The 17,584-nt window shown below is 35.3% G+C and carries 18 protein-coding genes; 11 read left to right on the forward strand and 7 right to left on the reverse strand.

Annotated features, from left to right (window positions below; all coding sequences use genetic code 11):
• Position 1: 1 nt before the first annotated feature.
• Genes ACQ5J2_RS07480 through ACQ5J2_RS07505 form a run of 6 tightly spaced genes read left to right on the forward strand, consistent with a single transcriptional unit; the run spans position 2 to position 4,681 of the window.
• The gene (locus tag ACQ5J2_RS07480; protein WP_432673096.1) at positions 2-1,201 is read left to right on the forward strand and encodes a glycosyltransferase family 4 protein; all 1,200 of its coding nucleotides are present in this window, start codon (positions 2-4) and stop codon (positions 1,199-1,201) included.
• 2 nt (positions 1,202-1,203) lie between these two features.
• Entirely contained in the window at positions 1,204-1,788 is a 585-nt protein-coding gene (locus ACQ5J2_RS07485) for a sugar transferase (protein WP_432673097.1), read from the forward strand.
• Entirely contained in the window at positions 1,781-2,740 is a 960-nt protein-coding gene (locus tag ACQ5J2_RS07490; RefSeq protein ID WP_432673098.1) for a methionyl-tRNA formyltransferase, read from the forward strand. Before ACQ5J2_RS07485 ends, ACQ5J2_RS07490 begins: the two co-directional genes overlap by 8 nt.
• The gene (locus ACQ5J2_RS07495; protein ID WP_432673099.1) at positions 2,733-3,407 is read left to right on the forward strand and encodes a PIG-L deacetylase family protein; all 675 of its coding nucleotides are present in this window, start codon (positions 2,733-2,735) and stop codon (positions 3,405-3,407) included. Before ACQ5J2_RS07490 ends, ACQ5J2_RS07495 begins: the two co-directional genes overlap by 8 nt.
• 39 nt (positions 3,408-3,446) lie before the next feature.
• Positions 3,447-4,091 carry an acetyltransferase gene (locus tag ACQ5J2_RS07500; protein WP_432673100.1) on the forward strand — a complete coding sequence of 215 codons (645 nt, stop codon included), beginning with the start codon at positions 3,447-3,449 and terminating at the stop codon, positions 4,089-4,091.
• A complete protein-coding gene (locus ACQ5J2_RS07505; RefSeq protein ID WP_432673101.1) occupies positions 4,088-4,681 on the forward strand; it encodes a sugar transferase in 594 nt (197 codons plus the stop codon). The genes ACQ5J2_RS07500 and ACQ5J2_RS07505 overlap by 4 nt, the downstream gene beginning before the upstream one ends.
• On the opposite strand, the gene ACQ5J2_RS07510 is transcribed toward ACQ5J2_RS07505, so the two are convergent.
• The 5 genes from ACQ5J2_RS07510 to ACQ5J2_RS07530 form a co-directional block, all read right to left on the reverse strand.
• Positions 4,678-6,213: a carboxypeptidase-like regulatory domain-containing protein gene (locus ACQ5J2_RS07510; RefSeq protein ID WP_432673102.1), complete on the reverse strand. Its 1,536-nt coding sequence runs from the start codon at positions 6,211-6,213 to the stop codon at positions 4,678-4,680. The genes ACQ5J2_RS07505 and ACQ5J2_RS07510 overlap by 4 nt on opposite strands.
• A 152-nt stretch (positions 6,214-6,365) precedes the next feature.
• Positions 6,366-7,106: an LPS export ABC transporter ATP-binding protein gene (gene lptB, locus ACQ5J2_RS07515; protein WP_432673103.1), complete on the reverse strand. Its 741-nt coding sequence runs from the start codon at positions 7,104-7,106 to the stop codon at positions 6,366-6,368.
• Between the two features lie 198 nt (positions 7,107-7,304).
• On the reverse strand, positions 7,305-7,658 hold the full coding sequence (locus ACQ5J2_RS07520) for a carboxymuconolactone decarboxylase family protein (protein WP_432673104.1): 354 nt from the start codon (positions 7,656-7,658) through the stop codon (positions 7,305-7,307).
• 2 nt (positions 7,659-7,660) lie between these two features.
• Positions 7,661-8,476 (reverse strand): twin-arginine translocase subunit TatC, encoded by an 816-nt coding sequence (tatC, locus tag ACQ5J2_RS07525; RefSeq protein WP_432673105.1) that lies wholly within the window; start codon positions 8,474-8,476, stop codon positions 7,661-7,663.
• Positions 8,476-9,441, reverse strand: a complete 966-nt coding sequence (locus tag ACQ5J2_RS07530) for a KpsF/GutQ family sugar-phosphate isomerase (RefSeq protein WP_432673106.1) — start codon at positions 9,439-9,441, stop codon at positions 8,476-8,478. The genes tatC and ACQ5J2_RS07530 overlap by 1 nt, the downstream gene beginning before the upstream one ends.
• 86 nt (positions 9,442-9,527) lie before the next feature.
• Between ACQ5J2_RS07530 and recQ (ACQ5J2_RS07535) the strand changes: the two genes are divergently transcribed.
• Positions 9,528-11,723 (forward strand): DNA helicase RecQ, encoded by a 2,196-nt coding sequence (gene recQ, locus ACQ5J2_RS07535; protein ID WP_432673107.1) that lies wholly within the window; start codon positions 9,528-9,530, stop codon positions 11,721-11,723.
• 128 nt (positions 11,724-11,851) lie between these two features.
• Here the strand turns inward: recQ (ACQ5J2_RS07535) and recQ (ACQ5J2_RS07540) are convergent, their stop codons facing one another.
• Together recQ (ACQ5J2_RS07540) and ACQ5J2_RS07545 are read right to left on the reverse strand one after the other, a co-directional pair.
• Entirely contained in the window at positions 11,852-13,960 is a 2,109-nt protein-coding gene (gene recQ, locus ACQ5J2_RS07540; protein ID WP_432673108.1) for a DNA helicase RecQ, read from the reverse strand.
• Between the two features lie 63 nt (positions 13,961-14,023).
• Positions 14,024-14,260 (reverse strand): hypothetical protein, encoded by a 237-nt coding sequence (locus ACQ5J2_RS07545; protein ID WP_432673109.1) that lies wholly within the window; start codon positions 14,258-14,260, stop codon positions 14,024-14,026.
• An 89-nt stretch (positions 14,261-14,349) separates the two neighbouring features.
• Between ACQ5J2_RS07545 and ACQ5J2_RS07550 the strand changes: the two genes are divergently transcribed.
• From ACQ5J2_RS07550 to ACQ5J2_RS07565, 4 genes are read left to right on the forward strand one after another with little or no spacing between them, the layout of a single operon-like run.
• The gene (locus ACQ5J2_RS07550; RefSeq protein WP_432673110.1) at positions 14,350-14,607 is read left to right on the forward strand and encodes a hypothetical protein; all 258 of its coding nucleotides are present in this window, start codon (positions 14,350-14,352) and stop codon (positions 14,605-14,607) included.
• Positions 14,597-14,863, forward strand: coding sequence for a type II toxin-antitoxin system RelE family toxin (locus ACQ5J2_RS07555; protein WP_432673111.1), 267 nt, complete (start codon positions 14,597-14,599; stop codon positions 14,861-14,863). Before ACQ5J2_RS07550 ends, ACQ5J2_RS07555 begins: the two co-directional genes overlap by 11 nt.
• A 38-nt stretch (positions 14,864-14,901) precedes the next feature.
• A complete protein-coding gene (locus ACQ5J2_RS07560; RefSeq protein WP_432673112.1) occupies positions 14,902-15,960 on the forward strand; it encodes a DUF2891 domain-containing protein in 1,059 nt (352 codons plus the stop codon).
• Positions 15,961-15,999: 39 nt separating this feature from the next.
• Complete coding sequence (locus ACQ5J2_RS07565) at positions 16,000-17,541, forward strand: T9SS type A sorting domain-containing protein (RefSeq protein WP_432673113.1); 1,542 nt, start codon at positions 16,000-16,002, stop codon at positions 17,539-17,541.
• Positions 17,542-17,584 lie beyond the last annotated feature (43 nt).

The raw sequence follows: 17,584 nt of genomic DNA on the forward strand, positions 1-17,584 counted from the left end.
TATGAATGTTTTGTTTTTAACTTTAATTGAGATAGATACAATTAATCAAAGAGGATTATATCACGATTTGCTTCGCGAATTTCGCAATAATGGTCATAATCTTACTATTGTTTCACCTTTAGAACGTAGAAGAAATATTCCTACACGTTTTTTTGAAAAGGATGGTGTTTCATTTTTACAAGTGAAAACATTCAATATTCAGAAAACAAATGTGATTGAAAAAGGAATTGGTACTTTAGCTATTGAATATCAGTACTTATCTGCTATTAAAAAGTTTCTTTCTCATACAAAGTTTGATTTGGTTTTTTATTCGACACCACCCATAACGTTTGTGAAAATCATTAATTTTATTAAAAAAAGGGACAATGCGAAGTCCTATTTACTGCTGAAAGATATTTTTCCACAGAATGCAGTTGACATGAAAATGTTAAAAGAAAATGGTTTTTTGCACAAGTATTTTACAAAGAAAGAAAAAGAACTATATAAAATTTCGGACACGATTGGTTGTATGTCAAAAGCGAATGTTGATTTTGTTTTAAAACACAATCCCGAAGTTGAAGCGGTCAAAGTAGAAGTCAATCCGAATAGTATTCAGCCCGTTACTTTTTCTCAAACTGACGAACAGCGAACGACATTACGATTAGAGTATGGTTTGCCGTTAGATAAAAAAATTTTAGTTTACGGTGGAAATTTAGGAATACCACAAGGGGTTGATTTCTTGATAGAAACTATTGAAAAATGCGATTCTCAAAATGCATTTTTTCTAGTAATTGGAAATGGAACCCAGTTTAAAAAGTTGCGTAAATGGTTTGACGTCAATTCACCTAAAAATGCTTTGCTTTTTTCTGGAATTGAAAAAAACAAGTATGATAATTTATTGAATGCTTGCGATATAGGGTTGATATTTTTAAATAGAAATTTTACAATTCCAAATTTTCCTTCGCGATTGTTGTCTTATTTAGAAATGAAAATGCCCATAATTGCTGCAGTTGATGGAGCAACGGATGTTGGAAAAGTAATTGAAGAAGCAAAATGTGGTTATAGTGTTTTAGCAGGAGACATTGCCGGAATGAATACTGCAATTCAAAAGATTCTTGATGAAAATAAGTTGAACCAAATGGGTGATAACGGGTATAATTACTTGATGCAAAATTATACAGTGGACATTTCTTATAATTTGATAAACGATAAAGTTCAGTAAACATGTATAAAAAGTTTATAAAACGTTTTTTCGACTTTCTAATTTCGCTACTAATTATTCTGTTTTTAGTGCCATTATTTATTATTTTATATATTTTAGTAAAAATGGATTCTAAAGGAGATTTTTTCTTTTTTCAAGAACGTTTGGGCTATAAAGGAAGGGTCTTTAAAGTTTTCAAAATTAGAACGATGACAGATAAAGTTAGAGTTGCCGATAGAGAAATCTTAAAAGGAGATGCAGAAGTAACTCGAATGGGAACTATTTTAAGAAGGCTGAAAGTCGATGAATTGCCACAAATTATCAATATATTTAAAGGCGACATGTCGTTTGTAGGTCCTCGGCCTTGTTTGCCGAATCAAATTACTGAATTCAATGAGCACGGTAAACAGCGAATATTAGTTACTCCAGGGCTAACGGGTTTGGCTCAAACAAATGGAAACATTTACTTAACTTGGGAAGAACGATGGAAATACGACCGTTATTATGTAGAAAATTTAAGTTTTTTTCTAGACATAAAAATAGTGTTTAAAACGGTATTAATTGTTTTATTAGGAGAACAGAAATTTTTAAAAAAACCAAATGTTTAAAATACTAGTTATTGGTGCAGTGCAAACCACTAAACATACGATTAATCAATTGCTCAAGTACGATTTTAATATCGTTGGAGTATTAGGTCATGAACCTGCGAATGTAGGAAGAGTGAGTGGTTGGTGTGATTTGAAAGCGCTTGCGGAAAATAAAAAGCTTCCTTATAGAGGGTTTAAAAAAATTAACGACCAAGAAAATTTGGATTGGGCTTTAGTGAAACAGCCTGATATTATTTTTGCAGTTGGTTTTTCACAATTGATGGCTCAACCGTGGTTAGATATGCCAAAATTAGGTTGCATTGGTTTTCATCCAACTCATTTACCAAAAGGCAGAGGTCGGGCACCATTAGCCTGGATTGTTTTGGAGCAAGCCACGGGTTCAGCATCTTTCTTTCTTATGGGTGAAGGGGCTGATGATGGTCCTGTTTTTGTGCAGAAAACATTTGAAATTGAAGAAAAAGATGATGCTACATCAGCAGAATTAAAAATCGAAAAAGCAATTATAGAAAGTTTGGATATTTGGTTACCCAAATTGAAAGCCGGAGAATGGAATCCGATACCGCAAGAAGAATTAGAAGCAAGTTGGTACGGAAAAAGAGCTCCTGAAGACGGACGAATATCTTGGGGAAATTCAGCACATTCAATTGACCGTCTAATAAAAGCAAGTAGCCTTCCGCATCCGGGAGCTTATACTTATTTTAAAGATTTCAAAATTATAATTTGGAAAAGTACGGTTGAAAAAAACATTCCTATTCAAGGTGTGACAGGTCGCGTATTATTAATTGATTCTACAAAAGGATATTTAATTCAATGTGGAGAAGGATTAATTTGGCTTGAAAATGTAGTTTTGCCTTCTGATATTAAACTTCAAATTGGTGATAAATTGGGCTATAATGTGGAGGATGAAATTTTCCAAATTAAATCAATATTAAAAAATTTAGCAAATGAATAAAGTTATAGTAGTAGCTCCGCATGCAGATGATGAGATTATTGGTTGCGGTGCAACCATCGCAAAACACATCAAAAATGGTGATGAAGTACTAATTGTAATCGCTACAAATGCAAGTATTGGCGCTCCTGAATTATTTTCAGAAACGGCGGTTCATGCCACACGAAACGAAGCGTTAAATGCACATAAAATATTAGGTGTGTCGAAAACCATTTTTCTTGATTTTCCAGCACCTGCGTTAAATGCGTTTCCCGAGTATAAGATATCAATTGAATTATCGAAAATTTTCAACGAACATTGTCCAACTCATTTATATTTGCCGCATCCGGGGGATATTCATCAAGACCATAAAGCGATTTATCGTTCGGCTTTAGTTGCTGCAAGACCTCAAGGGGATCGTATTGTGAAAAATATTTATTGTTACGAAACACTTTCAGAAACAGAATGGACTCCGATGCATGAAAAACCGTTTGTGCCAAATCATTTTGTAAATGTTACAGATGTTTTTGAGAATAAATTAGAAGCTATGCAATGCTTTGCAACACAGTTAAAGAGTTTTCCGCATTCACGTTCAATTGAAGCTTTTGAAGCATTGGCAAAATATAGAGGAGCGACTGTCGGAGTGGAACGAGCAGAAGCTTTCATTGTTGAACGACAAATAGTTTCTTAGAATTTTAATAGGAATCTTTATTATTTTAAAAAGAAGTTGATGAAAAATATTGTAATAATTGGAGTTGGGGGCTTTGGTCGCGAAGTGAAAGTTTTAATAGACCAGATTAATAAAAAAGAGAAAGCCTATACTATTTTGGGGTTTTACGATGATGCATTAGATTGTAAACCGCATTATAATGGAATTCCTTTTCTAGGAACGATTGACCAATTAAATAAAGTAACTACTTCTACTTCAGTAGCACTTGGAATTGGCGATCCAGCTACAAAAGCAAAAATCATCAAACGTTTAGATAATAAAAATTTATCATTCCCAACTTTAATTCATCCATCAGTTCAAATTGGTGACGATGAAATTACCATAGGGCAAGGCACTATTATTTGCGGAAGCTGCATTCTTACTTGTAACATAGAAATTGGTTCTTTTGTTACTTTAAATTTATGTTGTACGGTTGGACACGACACCACTATCAAAGATTTTGCCTCCTTTATGCCTTCCGTAAATATATCGGGAGAAGTCCTGATTGAAGAACAAGTGTATGTGGGAACGGGTGCTAAAATTATAAATCAGCTTCAAATAGGTAAAGGAACAATTGTAGGTGCTGGAGCCGTTGTTTCTAAAACTTTACCACCCAATTGCACCGCAGTTGGTATTCCAGCCAGACCAATAAAATTTCATGAATGAAGCTAAATCGTTCTTTGGAGTGGGTTTTATCTTTGCTAATGCTAATTGCATTAACGCCTTTATTGATGATTCTTTTTGTAATTGCAACCATTGACAGCCATGAATTTGGTATGTTTTTTCAACAACGCATTGGAAAAAATGCTAAGAAATTCACCCTGTACAAACTCCAAACCATCCACCCAAAAACACAAACTATTTCATCCATTGGAAAATTTTTAAGAAAATACAAACTCGACGAACTGCCGCAGCTTATCAATATTTTCAACGGAACGATGTCATTTGTAGGTCCAAGACCTGATATTCCCGGTTATGCCGATAATTTAGTAGGAGACGACCGAGTGATTTTAAAAATCAGACCCGGTGTCACAGGTTTGGCTTCCATAAAATACCGCAACGAAGAATTTTTATTGCAGCAACAACCTGATTCAATAACTTATAACGATACTGTTATTTGGCCAGATAAAGTACGGATTAATAAATGGTATGTTGAAAATCATTCCTTTAGTATGGACGTTCAAATTTTATGGTATACCCTAATTCCAATGCCAATAAATATAGACCAGTTTATAGAGAAAAATTCTAGGTTTTAATCGACATTAATTGAAAACTGCTTCATTTCTTCTGCAGGTTCGAGTGTTGTGAATTCTTTCCAGATTTTGGGGTCGTATTTATTTATTTTGATAAATTTAAAGTCGGGTTCTTTTAAGCTTTCAAATTCTGATTGAGAAATTTCCTTCTGATCCAGATTGAGGTATTCTGTTTTGTTTAAAATATCGCCTTCTGCTTTTATGTCTAATTCCAAAACATCTCGGTCTTCATCTGTTAATTCGATAAATTTAAGTGGGCGGTTGAGGTAAAAATACTGACCGTCTTCGAGGTTAGCGTACTGTAAATAATACTTATTTGTACTTGGATTTTCTTTGTAAATCAATGTACCGGAGCTTACATTTTCGAACACTTTAATTCCTAGAATCCATTTTAAATTAATTCCGCCTAATGTTTTTCCTTTTGCTAAATTATAGGTCGCTTTTACCACGGCATAATCATTTTCAGAAACATATAAAGTTCCTTCATACTTGGCTTTTCCTTTTTTAGGTTGAAATTTTATCACGTAAATTAATTTATAGTCTTCGCTGAAAATCGCACCATCTAAGGTATATTTGTACCAATCCGTCTGACGAATGAAGTCGGTATTTGTACCGTAAACGGGATTTGTTGTTGTCTGCGTTGAAAATATTGCTGATTTAGCAGTTAGAACGTTTTTGGGTTCGTCCTTCTTTATTTTCTCGCCATTTCTTCTCTTTTTATTGAATTCTTTATTCAAAGATATGGTGTCACGCGATCCAAACCATCCGCTCTTTATACGGTAAAATTTAGTGGTGTCCAGGTGTTTTAAAAATAAATTTGTCGCTGTTTTTTCTACCTGATCAATCGATACTGATTTATTTTCGTCCTTTATTTGCGTAGCTTTTAAAACAGTCAGTTTGCTGGAATTAACCATTTTATCGTCCTTTTTACTTACAAATGAACTGTAAACACCTAAAAAGTCTTTGAATTCTTTGGGAGGTGTTTTGGACATTCCAGTTGTAAAACGTTTTAGCTCTGCATTTACTTCCTTCAGTTTGCTTTTTGAAAAACCGGTTGATTTTTCGATTTCTAAGTTGAATTGTTTGGCTTTAAAATTGGATTGTTCCCGTAGAAAAATGGTGCTTTTTGAAGGAGTGTCTGTCGTTAAGTAATTCTCTTTTAAATTCGCTTTCACTTGTGCCATTATAGCAGCGACATCTTGTTTTTTGTCTGAAACATCCACATTATTGAGTTCGTAGATGCCAGGAATAAGTTTGATAATGAAACCTTTCTTTTCTAACTGACTAATAGTTAAGCGCTGTGTTTCATAACCAATATAGGAAACTTCAATTTCAGTCGATGCGTTTTCAGCACTAGCTGGAATACTGAATTTTCCATCGCCATTGGAAACATTATTAGAAGTGCTTCCTATTTTAACATTTGCATACGGAATAGATTCACCCGTATTCGCATCAACAATTGTGGACACATTATTTTGTGCAAATGCAGATAATTGGCACACTAAACACATCAGAAAAAGTAATCGTTTCATCATACCGAATTTATTTGTGAGGAATTATAAATTAACGGAGTGAAAGTACTAAATTTTATGAAAGATTCGACAATGAGTATTATAAAAACAGCACGATTTTTAAAATACAAGTTTAAAAATCGACAATGGATAACAATTTTAAAGTATATAAAATTCTAAAAATGCAACTTCTTTTTTCGAAGCTCAAAATTTTGTCCTAAATATACACGACGAACCATTTCGTCCTGCACCAATTCTTCAGGAACGCCGGCTTTAAGGATTCCACCTTCAAACATTAAGTAGGTTTTGTCGGTAATAGCAAGGGTTTCTTGCACGTTGTGATCGGTAATTAAGATACCAATATTTTTGTTTTTAAGTTGGGCAACGATGCGTTGAATGTCTTCCACTGCAACGGGGTCAACACCTGCAAAGGGTTCGTCAAGTAAAATAAATTTTGGATCTGTAGCTAAAGCTCGCGCAATTTCTGTTCGACGTCGTTCTCCTCCTGAGAGTAAATCGCCGCGATTGGTTCGGATGTGTTCCAAACTAAATTCGTCAATTAGCGATTCCATTTTTGCAATTTGGGCTTCTTTTGAAAGTTTTGTCAATTGTAAAACACTTAGAATGTTGTCTTCTATACTCAACTTTCTAAAAACGGATGCTTCTTGAGCCAAATAACCAATGCCGTATTGGGCACGTTTGTACATGGGGTAATCTGTAATATTCATGTCGTCCAAGTAAATATTGCCAGAATTTGGTTTCACCAATCCTACAATCATATAGAAAGAAGTTGTTTTTCCGGCACCATTGGGACCTAAAAGGCCTACGATTTCTCCTTGATTTACTTCCACAGAAATACCCTTTACCACACTTCTGCCTTTGTAGGTTTTGACTAAATTCTCAGCTCTTAACTTCATAGATTGTGTTATTTGTTTTGCAAAGAAACGAATTTCATTTCTTTAGTGTATTGATTTAACTTCATTTTCTGAAAGTGTACGTATAAGGTTCACCTATCAAATAGGTAGGCTCGCCTATCAAAACCCAAGGTCGACCTACTAAACAGCTAGGCTCGCCTACGAAATAGCTAGGCTCACCTATAAAATCGTTAGGCTCGGCTATAAAACAGCGTTTTCCTCCAATTCTTCCCAAAACTCGTAAGCTCTACGAAGGTGAGGAATGACGATTGTACCGCCCACTAATGTGGCAATTCCCATGGCTTCCATCATTTCTTCTTTTGTAATGCCGTTTTTATGACTAGTTTCTAAATGGTATTTTACACAATCGTCGCACCGCAAAACAGCTGAGGCTACCAAGCCTAAAAGCTCTTTGGTTTTTACATCTAATGCACCTGGAGCATAGGCATTGGTGTCGAGATTGAAGATTCTTTTAACGATTTTATTATTATCGGCCAATAATTTATCATTCATTTTTTGACGGTAGTCGTTAAATTCTTGTATGGAATTACTCATAATTAAGCAGTTTTAGCGTCGCGGTTTTTATTGACAATTTTTGAAATGAATATACTTATTTCGTATAAAATAATAAGCGGAATGGTCACAATTCCCTGACTGATTACATCTGGAGGCGTTACGATTGCCGCAATGATTAAGATAATAACGTAGGCATATTTCCTGTAATCTCGTAGGAATTTTGGAGTGACAACTCCCATTCTTGAAAGAAAGTAGATAACAATGGGTAATTCAAAGATTAATCCTGTAGCTAAGGAAGTAGTTTTTACTAAGCCGATATAAGAATCAACATCAATTTGATTTTCTACTACACTACTTATCGTTAAGTTTGCTAAGAAATTGATAGACAAAGGAACGAGAACAAAATAACCGAAAGCTACACCAATAAAAAACAGTAAGGAAGCGAGTGAAATAAAATATTTAATGTTTTTCTTTTCTTTTTCATACAATGCCGGGCCTACAAACTTCCATAATTCCCATAGAATAAAAGGAAATGCGATGATAAATCCGGCGGTAATGGACGTCCATATTAACATCGAAAACTGACCTTCCATGGTTCTGTTTTGTATCGAAAACGGCAATTCATGTATGCAAAAACTTTGGTCTAAATTGTATTTTGTGGCCAAATCACAAAAGAAACGGTAGGTCACAAAATCACCGCTTTTAGGTCCGAATATAATGACATCAAAAATGAATTCGCTATAGGTATACGCTACAGTTGCTCCAATAAGTATTGCAATGGTACTGCGAATTAAGACCCATCTCAATACTTCAAGATGGTCTAAAAACGACATTTCGCTGTGGTTTTTTTTTGCCATTATACGATTCCTTCTTTTAAAATATCATGTAAATGTAATATTCCTTTATATTCTTCACCGTCAGTAACCACTAATTGCGTTATTGAATAGTCTTCTAATATATTCAATGCATCTACAACCATATCTGAAGATTGTACTGTCTTGGGGTTTTTAGTCATAATATCACTTGCTGTTAAACCTGCAATGGAATCCCGGTCGTTCAACATTCTTCGAATGTCACCATCGGTAATGATACCCAACAATCTTCCATTTTCAACAACAGCTGTGACGCCTAAACGTTTTTCTGATATTTCAAAGATTGCTTGTTTGACAGAAGTTTCTGGACTTACCATTGGTTTTAGTGAATGCTCTAACATGTCTTTCACTCGAAGCAATAATTTTTTTCCTAAAGCACCACCCGGATGGTATTTGGCAAAATCTTCGCTTTTGAAATCACGCAGCTCCATCAAGCAAACTGCTACCGCATCACCCATCACTAATTGAGCCGTGGTACTTGAGGTGGGTGCTAAATTTAACGGACAAGCTTCTTCATCGACAGTAGTGTCTAAAACGTAATTGGCTCCCTTTGCTAAAAACGAAGTTCGGTTACCGGTTATTGCTATTAAGATATTTCCAAAACGCTGAATGATTGGTACTAAGACTTTAATTTCTGGACTGTTTCCGCTTTTGGAGATACAAATCAGTACGTCGTCAGGTTGCACCATTCCTAAATCGCCATGAATCGCTTCAGAAGCGTGAAGAAACATAGAAGGGGTTCCTGTAGAATTCATCGTTGCAACAATTTTTTGAGCAATTATGGCGCTTTTTCCAATTCCTGTTACAATCAATCGCCCTTTGGATTGGTAGATAGTTTCAACACTTTTTACAAAATCATCATTGATAAAATCAAGTAACTTTGTAATAGCTTTGCTTTCAGTTGTTATGGTTTTTTTGGCTATTGCCGTAATCGTTTGTGATGAATTCAAAATAGAAAGTTTATAAAATTTGTTGGTGTTAAAGAAAGTTGTATCTTTATGAAGTGCAAATTTATATAAAATACCCTTACTAAAGAATGAATTCAAACGAAATTGACATCCACAAGGAGTTAAAAAAATATTTTGGTTTCAACCAATTCAAAGGACTGCAAGAACAAGTCATAAAAAGCATTATCCACGGTAACAATACGTTCGTAATTATGCCCACTGGAGGCGGAAAGTCGCTTTGTTATCAGTTGCCTGCTTTAATGAAAGAAGGTACTGCAATTGTAGTTTCTCCACTAATTGCTTTAATGAAAAATCAAGTTGACGCGATAAGAAGTCTTTCTTCTGACCCCGGAGTTGCTCATGTTTTAAACTCTTCATTGACTAAAACTGAAATTGCACAAGTAAAACGCGATATCACTTCCGGAATTACTAAACTATTATACGTAGCGCCAGAATCACTGACGAAACTGGAGTATGTAGAGTTTTTGAAAACGGTTACTATTTCATTTGTAGCCATTGATGAAGCTCACTGTATTTCAGAGTGGGGTCATGATTTCCGGCCAGAATACCGCAACTTGCGCCATATTATTAAACAATTAGGCGACGTTGCTGTTATAGGACTTACAGCTACTGCTACGCCAAAAGTGCAGGAAGATATCTTGAAAAATCTGGATATGCCTAATGCCAACACTTTTAAAGCTTCATTTAATCGTCCGAATTTATATTATGAAGTTCGTACAAAAACGAAAAATGTTGAATCTGATATTATTCGTTTTATTAAACAACACAAAGGTAAATCTGGTATTATTTATTGTTTGAGCCGTAAAAAAGTGGAAGCTATTGCTCAAGTATTGCAGGTTAATGGAATCAGTGCGGTTCCGTACCATGCAGGATTAGATGCTAAAACGAGAGCACGACATCAGGATATGTTTTTGATGGAAGATGTCGATGTCGTTGTGGCAACTATTGCTTTCGGAATGGGAATTGACAAGCCAGATGTTCGATTTGTGATTCACCATGATATTCCAAAATCTCTAGAAAGTTATTACCAAGAAACCGGTAGAGCGGGACGTGATGGTGGTGAAGGACATTGTTTGGCTTATTATTCCTATAAAGATGTGGAAAAATTAGAAAAATTCATGTCGGGTAAACCTGTTGCAGAGCAAGAAATTGGTTTTGCTTTGCTACAAGAAGTAGTGGCTTATGCTGAAACTTCTATGTCACGACGTAAATTTCTATTGCATTATTTTGGTGAAGAATTCAGTTCAGAAACAGGGGATGGTGCTGATATGGATGATAATGTTCGAAATCCAAAATCCAAAAAAGAAGCAAAGGAAGAGGTTGTTAAACTGCTGAAAGTAGTTCGGGACACTAAACATTTATATAAATCAAAAGAAATTGTTTATACCCTTGTAGGTAAAGTTAATGCAACTATAAAAGCCCACCGAACGGATGCTCAAGCTTTTTTTGGCGTGGGTGCTGGATTAGAAGAACGGCATTGGATGGCATTAATTCGTCAAGTATTAGTCGAAAATTACTTATCGAAAGACATTGAAACCTATGGTATCTTGAAAGTAACTGAAAAGGGACATCAATTTATTGAAAATCCAGTTTCATTTATGATGTCAGAAGACCATGAGTATAATGAGAAAGAAGACAATACAATTGTTACTGCAGCAAAAACTTCAGGAATTGCTGATGAAGTATTGATGAACATGTTGAAAGATTTAAGGAAAAAAGTTTCTAAAAAATTAGGTGTTCCTCCGTTTGTAGTTTTTCAAGACCCTTCATTGGAAGATATGGCATTGAAATACCCTATTTCTATCACGGAATTGGGAAGTATTCACGGTGTAGGAGAGGGAAAAGCGAAGAAATACGGTAAAGATTTTGCTGAACTCATCGCACGCTATGTAGAGGAGAATGAAATTGTTCGTCCTGATGATTTGGTTGTCAAATCTACAGGAGTTAACTCTGCAAATAAACTTTATATAATTCAGAATATTGACCGTAAATTATCTCTCAACGACATTGCTAAAGCGAAAGGTTTGGAAATGGATGCCTTGCTTAAAGAAATGGAAATGATTGTGTATTCCGGTACAAAATTGAACATTAAATATTGGGTGGATGATTTGCTTGATGATGACCAACAAGAGGAAATTCACGACTATTTTATGGAATCGCAAACGGATAATATTAAGGATGCTTTAAAGGAGTTTGACGGTGATTATGATACCGAAGAATTGCGTTTAATGCGAATTAAATTTATTAGTGAAGTAGCGAATTAGTAAAGTTCAGTGATAAGAGTTTGAGTAATCAGTTTTGAGTTTGTAAGTTTAAGGTTTGAAGTTTGTTTAGCAATAATCGCTGTGTTCTTTTTTCTATACTCTCCTCTCTATATTCTCTATTCTTTTCTCTATTTTTCTTTCTCAATAACGGCTATTCCCATTCGAATGGTGCTGTACGGCATTTTTTCTTCAAAATAATCAAAATAAGGTTTTAGCCCAGAAGGAACTTCAAGTACTTTCTGGGCTTCTTTAATTTGATTGATTTCATCTGCAGAGACAAAGAAGCTGACATCGGTTAAATGGTCGTCTGCATATAATTTGGCAATATGCGACATAACGGTTGATACATTTAATTTTCGTTGTTTCGCAATTTCTTCAACGCTAACATTGTTGTTTAAAAGTGCTAAAGTTTCTTTGTAGGTACTGCCTTCTTTTTTAGCCCTTACAGGTTTATTCTTCTGGTATTCCGTAATAGCATCGATAAATTCGCCACCGTATTTTTCAAGTTTAGCTTTTCCAACACCTTCAATAGTTAAAAATTCAGACTCGCTCATCGGGCGAATGATTTCCATGTGGCGGAGTGTTGCGTCGCTAAAAATAATGTACGCGGGAACCTCCTCTTCTTTTGCAATCGTATAGCGCAGTTTTCGTAGCACTTCAAACAAGCCACTTTTTGCACTTGTTTTAGATGCTGCATATTCCGTTTTGTCAATAGTTGATGGTACTTTTTTAACAACGGCAGTTAGCATTACTCGTTCTCCTTCAAATAGCACTTTTTGTGCGAGAGGCGTCAGTAATATTCGGTTGTTTTGATGAAAAGCGATTTCGCAATACCCGTGGTTGATTAACTGAATTAAATACTGATTCCAATCGTACCAAGAAGTATCGTGACCAATCCCATAGGTTTTTAAATCTTGATAGGACTTCTCGTAAATTGCTGCATTTTTCGAACCCCGTAAAAAGTCAATAATCATCGACAGTGGTTCATTTTGCTGCAAACGTGTAATTGCAGATAATGCTTTTTGTGCTAAAATAGTTCCATCAAAGAAGACCGGTGGATTTTTGCAGATATCGCAATTGCCACAATTTTCGGTGACCAATTCGCCAAAATAGGAAAGCAATATTTTACGTCGGCAACTCAAAGCGTCTGCATATTGCCTCATTCGTTCTAGTTTTGCCAGCTGCACTTCCGAGTTTAAACCTTCAGAAGCAAATTTCTGCAACTGAATCACATCGGCATAACTTTCAAATAAAAGTGTTTCAGAAGGCAGTCCGTCTCTTCCTGCTCGACCAATTTCTTGGTAATAGCCTTCAATGTTTTTAGGTAAATTGTAGTGAATGACCCAGCGAACGTTTGATTTATCAATTCCCATCCCAAATGCAATTGTTGCGCAAACAATAGGGCAATCATCGTTGATAAAATCGTCTTGCGTTTGAGCTCTTAAACGCGCGTCGAGTCCGGCATGGTAGGCTTTCGCTTTGATTCCTTTTTGCTGTAATTTTTGAGCAAGTTCTTCTGTCGTTTTCCTACTTAAACAGTAGATTATCCCTGATTCTTCGGGTTTACGTTCGATAAACGCTATAATTTGCTTCACGCGGTCAAGAGCGGGTCTTACTTCTAAACTTAAATTTTTGCGGTCGAAAGACGCGACTACTATTTTCGGATTGTTTAGATTCAATTGTTGCACAATATCACTTCGGGTTGCTTTATCGGCGGTTGCGGTTAGTGCTAAAATGGATGTTGTCGGAAAGCGTTTTTTCAGGTATCCTAAATTGGTGTAAGCCGGTCTAAAGTCGTGTCCCCATGCCGAAATACAATGTGCCTCGTCAATGGCAATCAAGCTAATTTGCAAGGAATCGAAGGCTTGTTCTAAGTAGGAAAGACTTTCTGGAGCGATGTAAACGAGTTTAATTGAACCATTTCGCAATGCGTCCATATACAATTGCTGTTCTTGTGCAGATTGTGTGCTGTTGATAAAACAAGCGGCAATTCCATTTGATTTCAAGCTGTCTACTTGGTCTTTCATCAAGGCAATCAGTGGAGAAACGACAATTGTAACACCCGTTAAAACCAATGCAGGTAATTGAAAACAAATCGATTTTCCACCACCAGTAGGCATAATTGCAACGGCATCTTTACCCGAAAGAACGGTATTGATGATGTCTTCTTGATTGTTTCGGAATTGTTCAAATCCAAAGTGTTCCTTTAATTTGGCGTGTAAAATTGTTGTAGTCATGTGGTGGATAGTAAGGTTTAGAGATTGAAGGATTTAAAGATATCGGTATTGATTTCTTTGCAATTATTGCTGATAAAGTTCGCCTCGATGAGGCTTTTGAATGTCGCGAATTTGAATCATGTGTTCGTCCGTTACCACAACATAAGCTATGGCATACATCTCACTGATGATTTCAAAACCGGTATTGTCTAGTGGAAGTTTTTCAATTGCGATGTATTCTTTTAAATGAATTAGATGGTGTTCTGCTGTTTTTGCGGAAGCAGGTCCTCTAAAATCCCAGATTAATTTTATCTCTCTCATGCTTAAAATAGTTTGTTTGCAAATGTAAAAAAGTATTTTCAAATTGTATTTAAAATATATACGCTATATATTTGTATAAAACAATTATTATGAAAAAGCTAATTGACATTGACGAAGTTACTGTAAAAAAATTAAAATACATCGCTGTTGCCGAAGATACAAGTGTGAAACTATTAATGGAAGATGCCATTCAATTGTATGTAAAAACTAAAGAAACAGAACGTTTTGAAAATTTAACTGATGAAGAAAAGGAAGATATCGGACTTCTGATGTTGATGCAAGAATCAGACAGAAGTGACAAGGTTTCTAGGGAAGAAATTTTTAAAGCTTTGAGGCATGATAGTTGAGTTCTCGAAAAAATTTTTGAAAGACATTGAAAAAATAAGTGACAATCAGTTAAAGGGTCAAATAGGTGATGCCATTATTCTATTTGAAACTGCTGATACTCTTTTTGAAATTAATAATGTGAAAAAATTGAAGGGACATCAGGAAGCGTATAGGTTTCGTCTAGGGAAATACCGAATTGGATTTTATTGTGATGGTATTAAAGTTGAAATGGAACGCTTTTTAAAAAGAAACGACATCTACAATCTATTTCCTTAAACAAAGAGAAACGCTCTGTTTTAAAATAAATTATCATCATGAAAAAACTTTTACTCCTTATTATAGTTCTTCCGTTTGCAGGATTTTCGCAAAACTTGAAACTAGAACAAGCCAATCACCTCGCTACATTACCCATTAAATGCTTGCAACAAGAATACCCCAATAAACTTAGTCAATTGCTAATTGATAGTACTGAAATTGCCTCTCCAAAAACATTACATCCCGCTTTTTACGGCTGTTTTGATTGGCATTCTTCCGTTCACGGACATTGGAGTTTGGTGTATTTGCTGAATCATTTTCCTGATTTAAATTCGCGTTCGGAGATTATACAAAAGCTGCAAATCAATTTGTCAAAAGAGAATATCCAGCAAGAGATTCATTATTTTTCTAAGCCACATGAAAAGTCGTTTGAACGGACTTACGGTTGGGCTTGGTTGCTGAAATTGCAAATGGAACTCGATGCTTCAAACGACGCTTACGCAAAAGAATTGGCACAAAACTTACAGCCACTTTCTAATGTAATTATCGAACGGTACATCGAATTTCTACCTAAATTAAATTACCCCATTCGTGCAGGAACGCACTCTAATACCGCTTTCGGAATGAATTTGGCTTGGGATTATGCGGTTCATTCTAAAAACGAAGCTTTGCAAAAAAGTGTTGCAGATAACGCGATTCGTTTGTTTCAAAAAGATGAAAATTGTCCGTTCGATTGGGAACCTAGCGGCACTGATTTTCTTTCGCCTTGCTTAGAGGAACTTGGAATCATGCAGCGGGTTTTACCTTCAAAAACGTTTTTGCCTTGGCTTAAGAATTTCGCTCCTAAATTATTCAACAAAAATTATTCATGGGATGTCGCACGAGTTTCTGATAGAACCGACGGACATTTGGTTCACCTAGACGGCTTGAATTTCAGTCGTGCTTGGAACTTTTATTACCTCATTCAGCAGTATTCCAAGGAATTTTCACACTTAGGAAAATTAGCAGATACCCATTTGACGTTCTCCTTGCCTTCTGTTGTTGATGGAAATTACGAAGGCGAACACTGGCTGGCTTCTTTTGCTTTGCGAAGTTTTGAAATGAAAAGTAAATTATAGAATAATTATTTCATAAATTTGAATTATAAGTTAAAATAAATGAAAAACAATAACGTAGCGATTTGGAATATTCTATTTATATTTACAGTCTTAATCTTTGGATTTCGATCCTCTGCACAAACAGCTTTTACAACCAGTCCAATTCCACATCAAGTTTATAATGCTAATATACCCGTGCAATTTAATTCTGACAATCAATATTCTGATATTATTTCTTTAGATTTTGATTTTAAATATTACGGTAATATTTACAATGAGGTAATTATTGGTACAAATGGGGTATTAAACTTTACGACTTCATTAGCAAATGGATATTGTCCATGGAGTACAAGTTTCTCATATCCCAATTCCTTTCCCTTTAAAAATTCGATTTTAGGGTGTTTAAGTGCATTTTCTAATAACTCACAAGCAAATTCAGGCACAATTAGTTACTCTTTAGTGGGAAGTAAACCTTATCGTAAATTTGTGCTATCTTTTGATAATCAGCCCGCTTACATTTGTGGTACTGATTCAATTTCGACTTTTCAAATCATTCTTTATGAAACTTTAAATACTGTGGATGTTCAAATTGTAGAACGTCAACCATGCTTAATGTGGAATGAAGGTCGTGCACAAATCAATTTAATAAACGCTAATGGTTCTCTATCTTTAACAGCTCCAGGTAGGGGTAGCGGACCTTGGACAGCTACTCAAGAAGGTTGGCGTTTTGGTTTTTACTATTCCACTCCGAATTATAGTTATATCACTTGCGAAAACGCAACTTCAGGAATAGCAAACTTTAACTTGCAAGTTGTTAAAGATGATTTAGACAATGAGAATCTAAATTTCTATGCGAGTTTTTCAGATGCTGAATTGAATCAAAATGCTTTTTCAAGTTTAAGTTTTACAAATACAACGGCTTACCATCAAAAAATTTATGCCTCAGATGGTGTTATTTTCAAAGTGGTAGATTTGAGAACAATCAATTGTTTCATTGATTACGATATGGACAATGTTCCTACAATTAGTGAAGATTTAAATAATGATGGAAACTATGCAAATGATAATACTGATGGGGATGGATTTGCAAATTTTATTGACGATGATGATGATGGAGACATGGTTTTAAGTTCAATAGAATATGTGTTTACCGCATCTGAGAATGGCACTGCTACTATTTTATTAGACACAGACAACGATGGGATTCCTAATTATTTAGATAATGATGATGATGGCGACGGCATTTTGACCATTGATGAAGATTATAACGGGAATAACAATCCGGGCGATGACGACACCAATAACAACGGAACTCCTGATTATTTAGAGCAATCAGTAGCCCTTGGAGTAGTTAATAATGCATTGAATACCTTAATTTCGGTATATCCAAATCCCGCTTCAGATGCTTTTTATATTGATAATAAAAGTGATGTCTCTATTTCTACTATCACGATTTACGCCATCAGTGGTGCCATCGTAAAAGAGATTAAAAACGTAACGGCTGGTCAAGCTATTCCTGTTGACGAATTACAAAGCGGCGTTTATTTTGTGCGAATGACCGCTGGAGAAACGATTATAAATCATAAGTTGATTAAAAAATAACACCTTATATATAAGGAGTAAAAAAGGTTTGGCATTCGTCAAA

It is taken from the genome of Flavobacterium sp. SM2513 (assembly GCF_050908145.1).
Lineage (GTDB): Bacteria > Bacteroidota > Bacteroidia > Flavobacteriales > Flavobacteriaceae > Flavobacterium.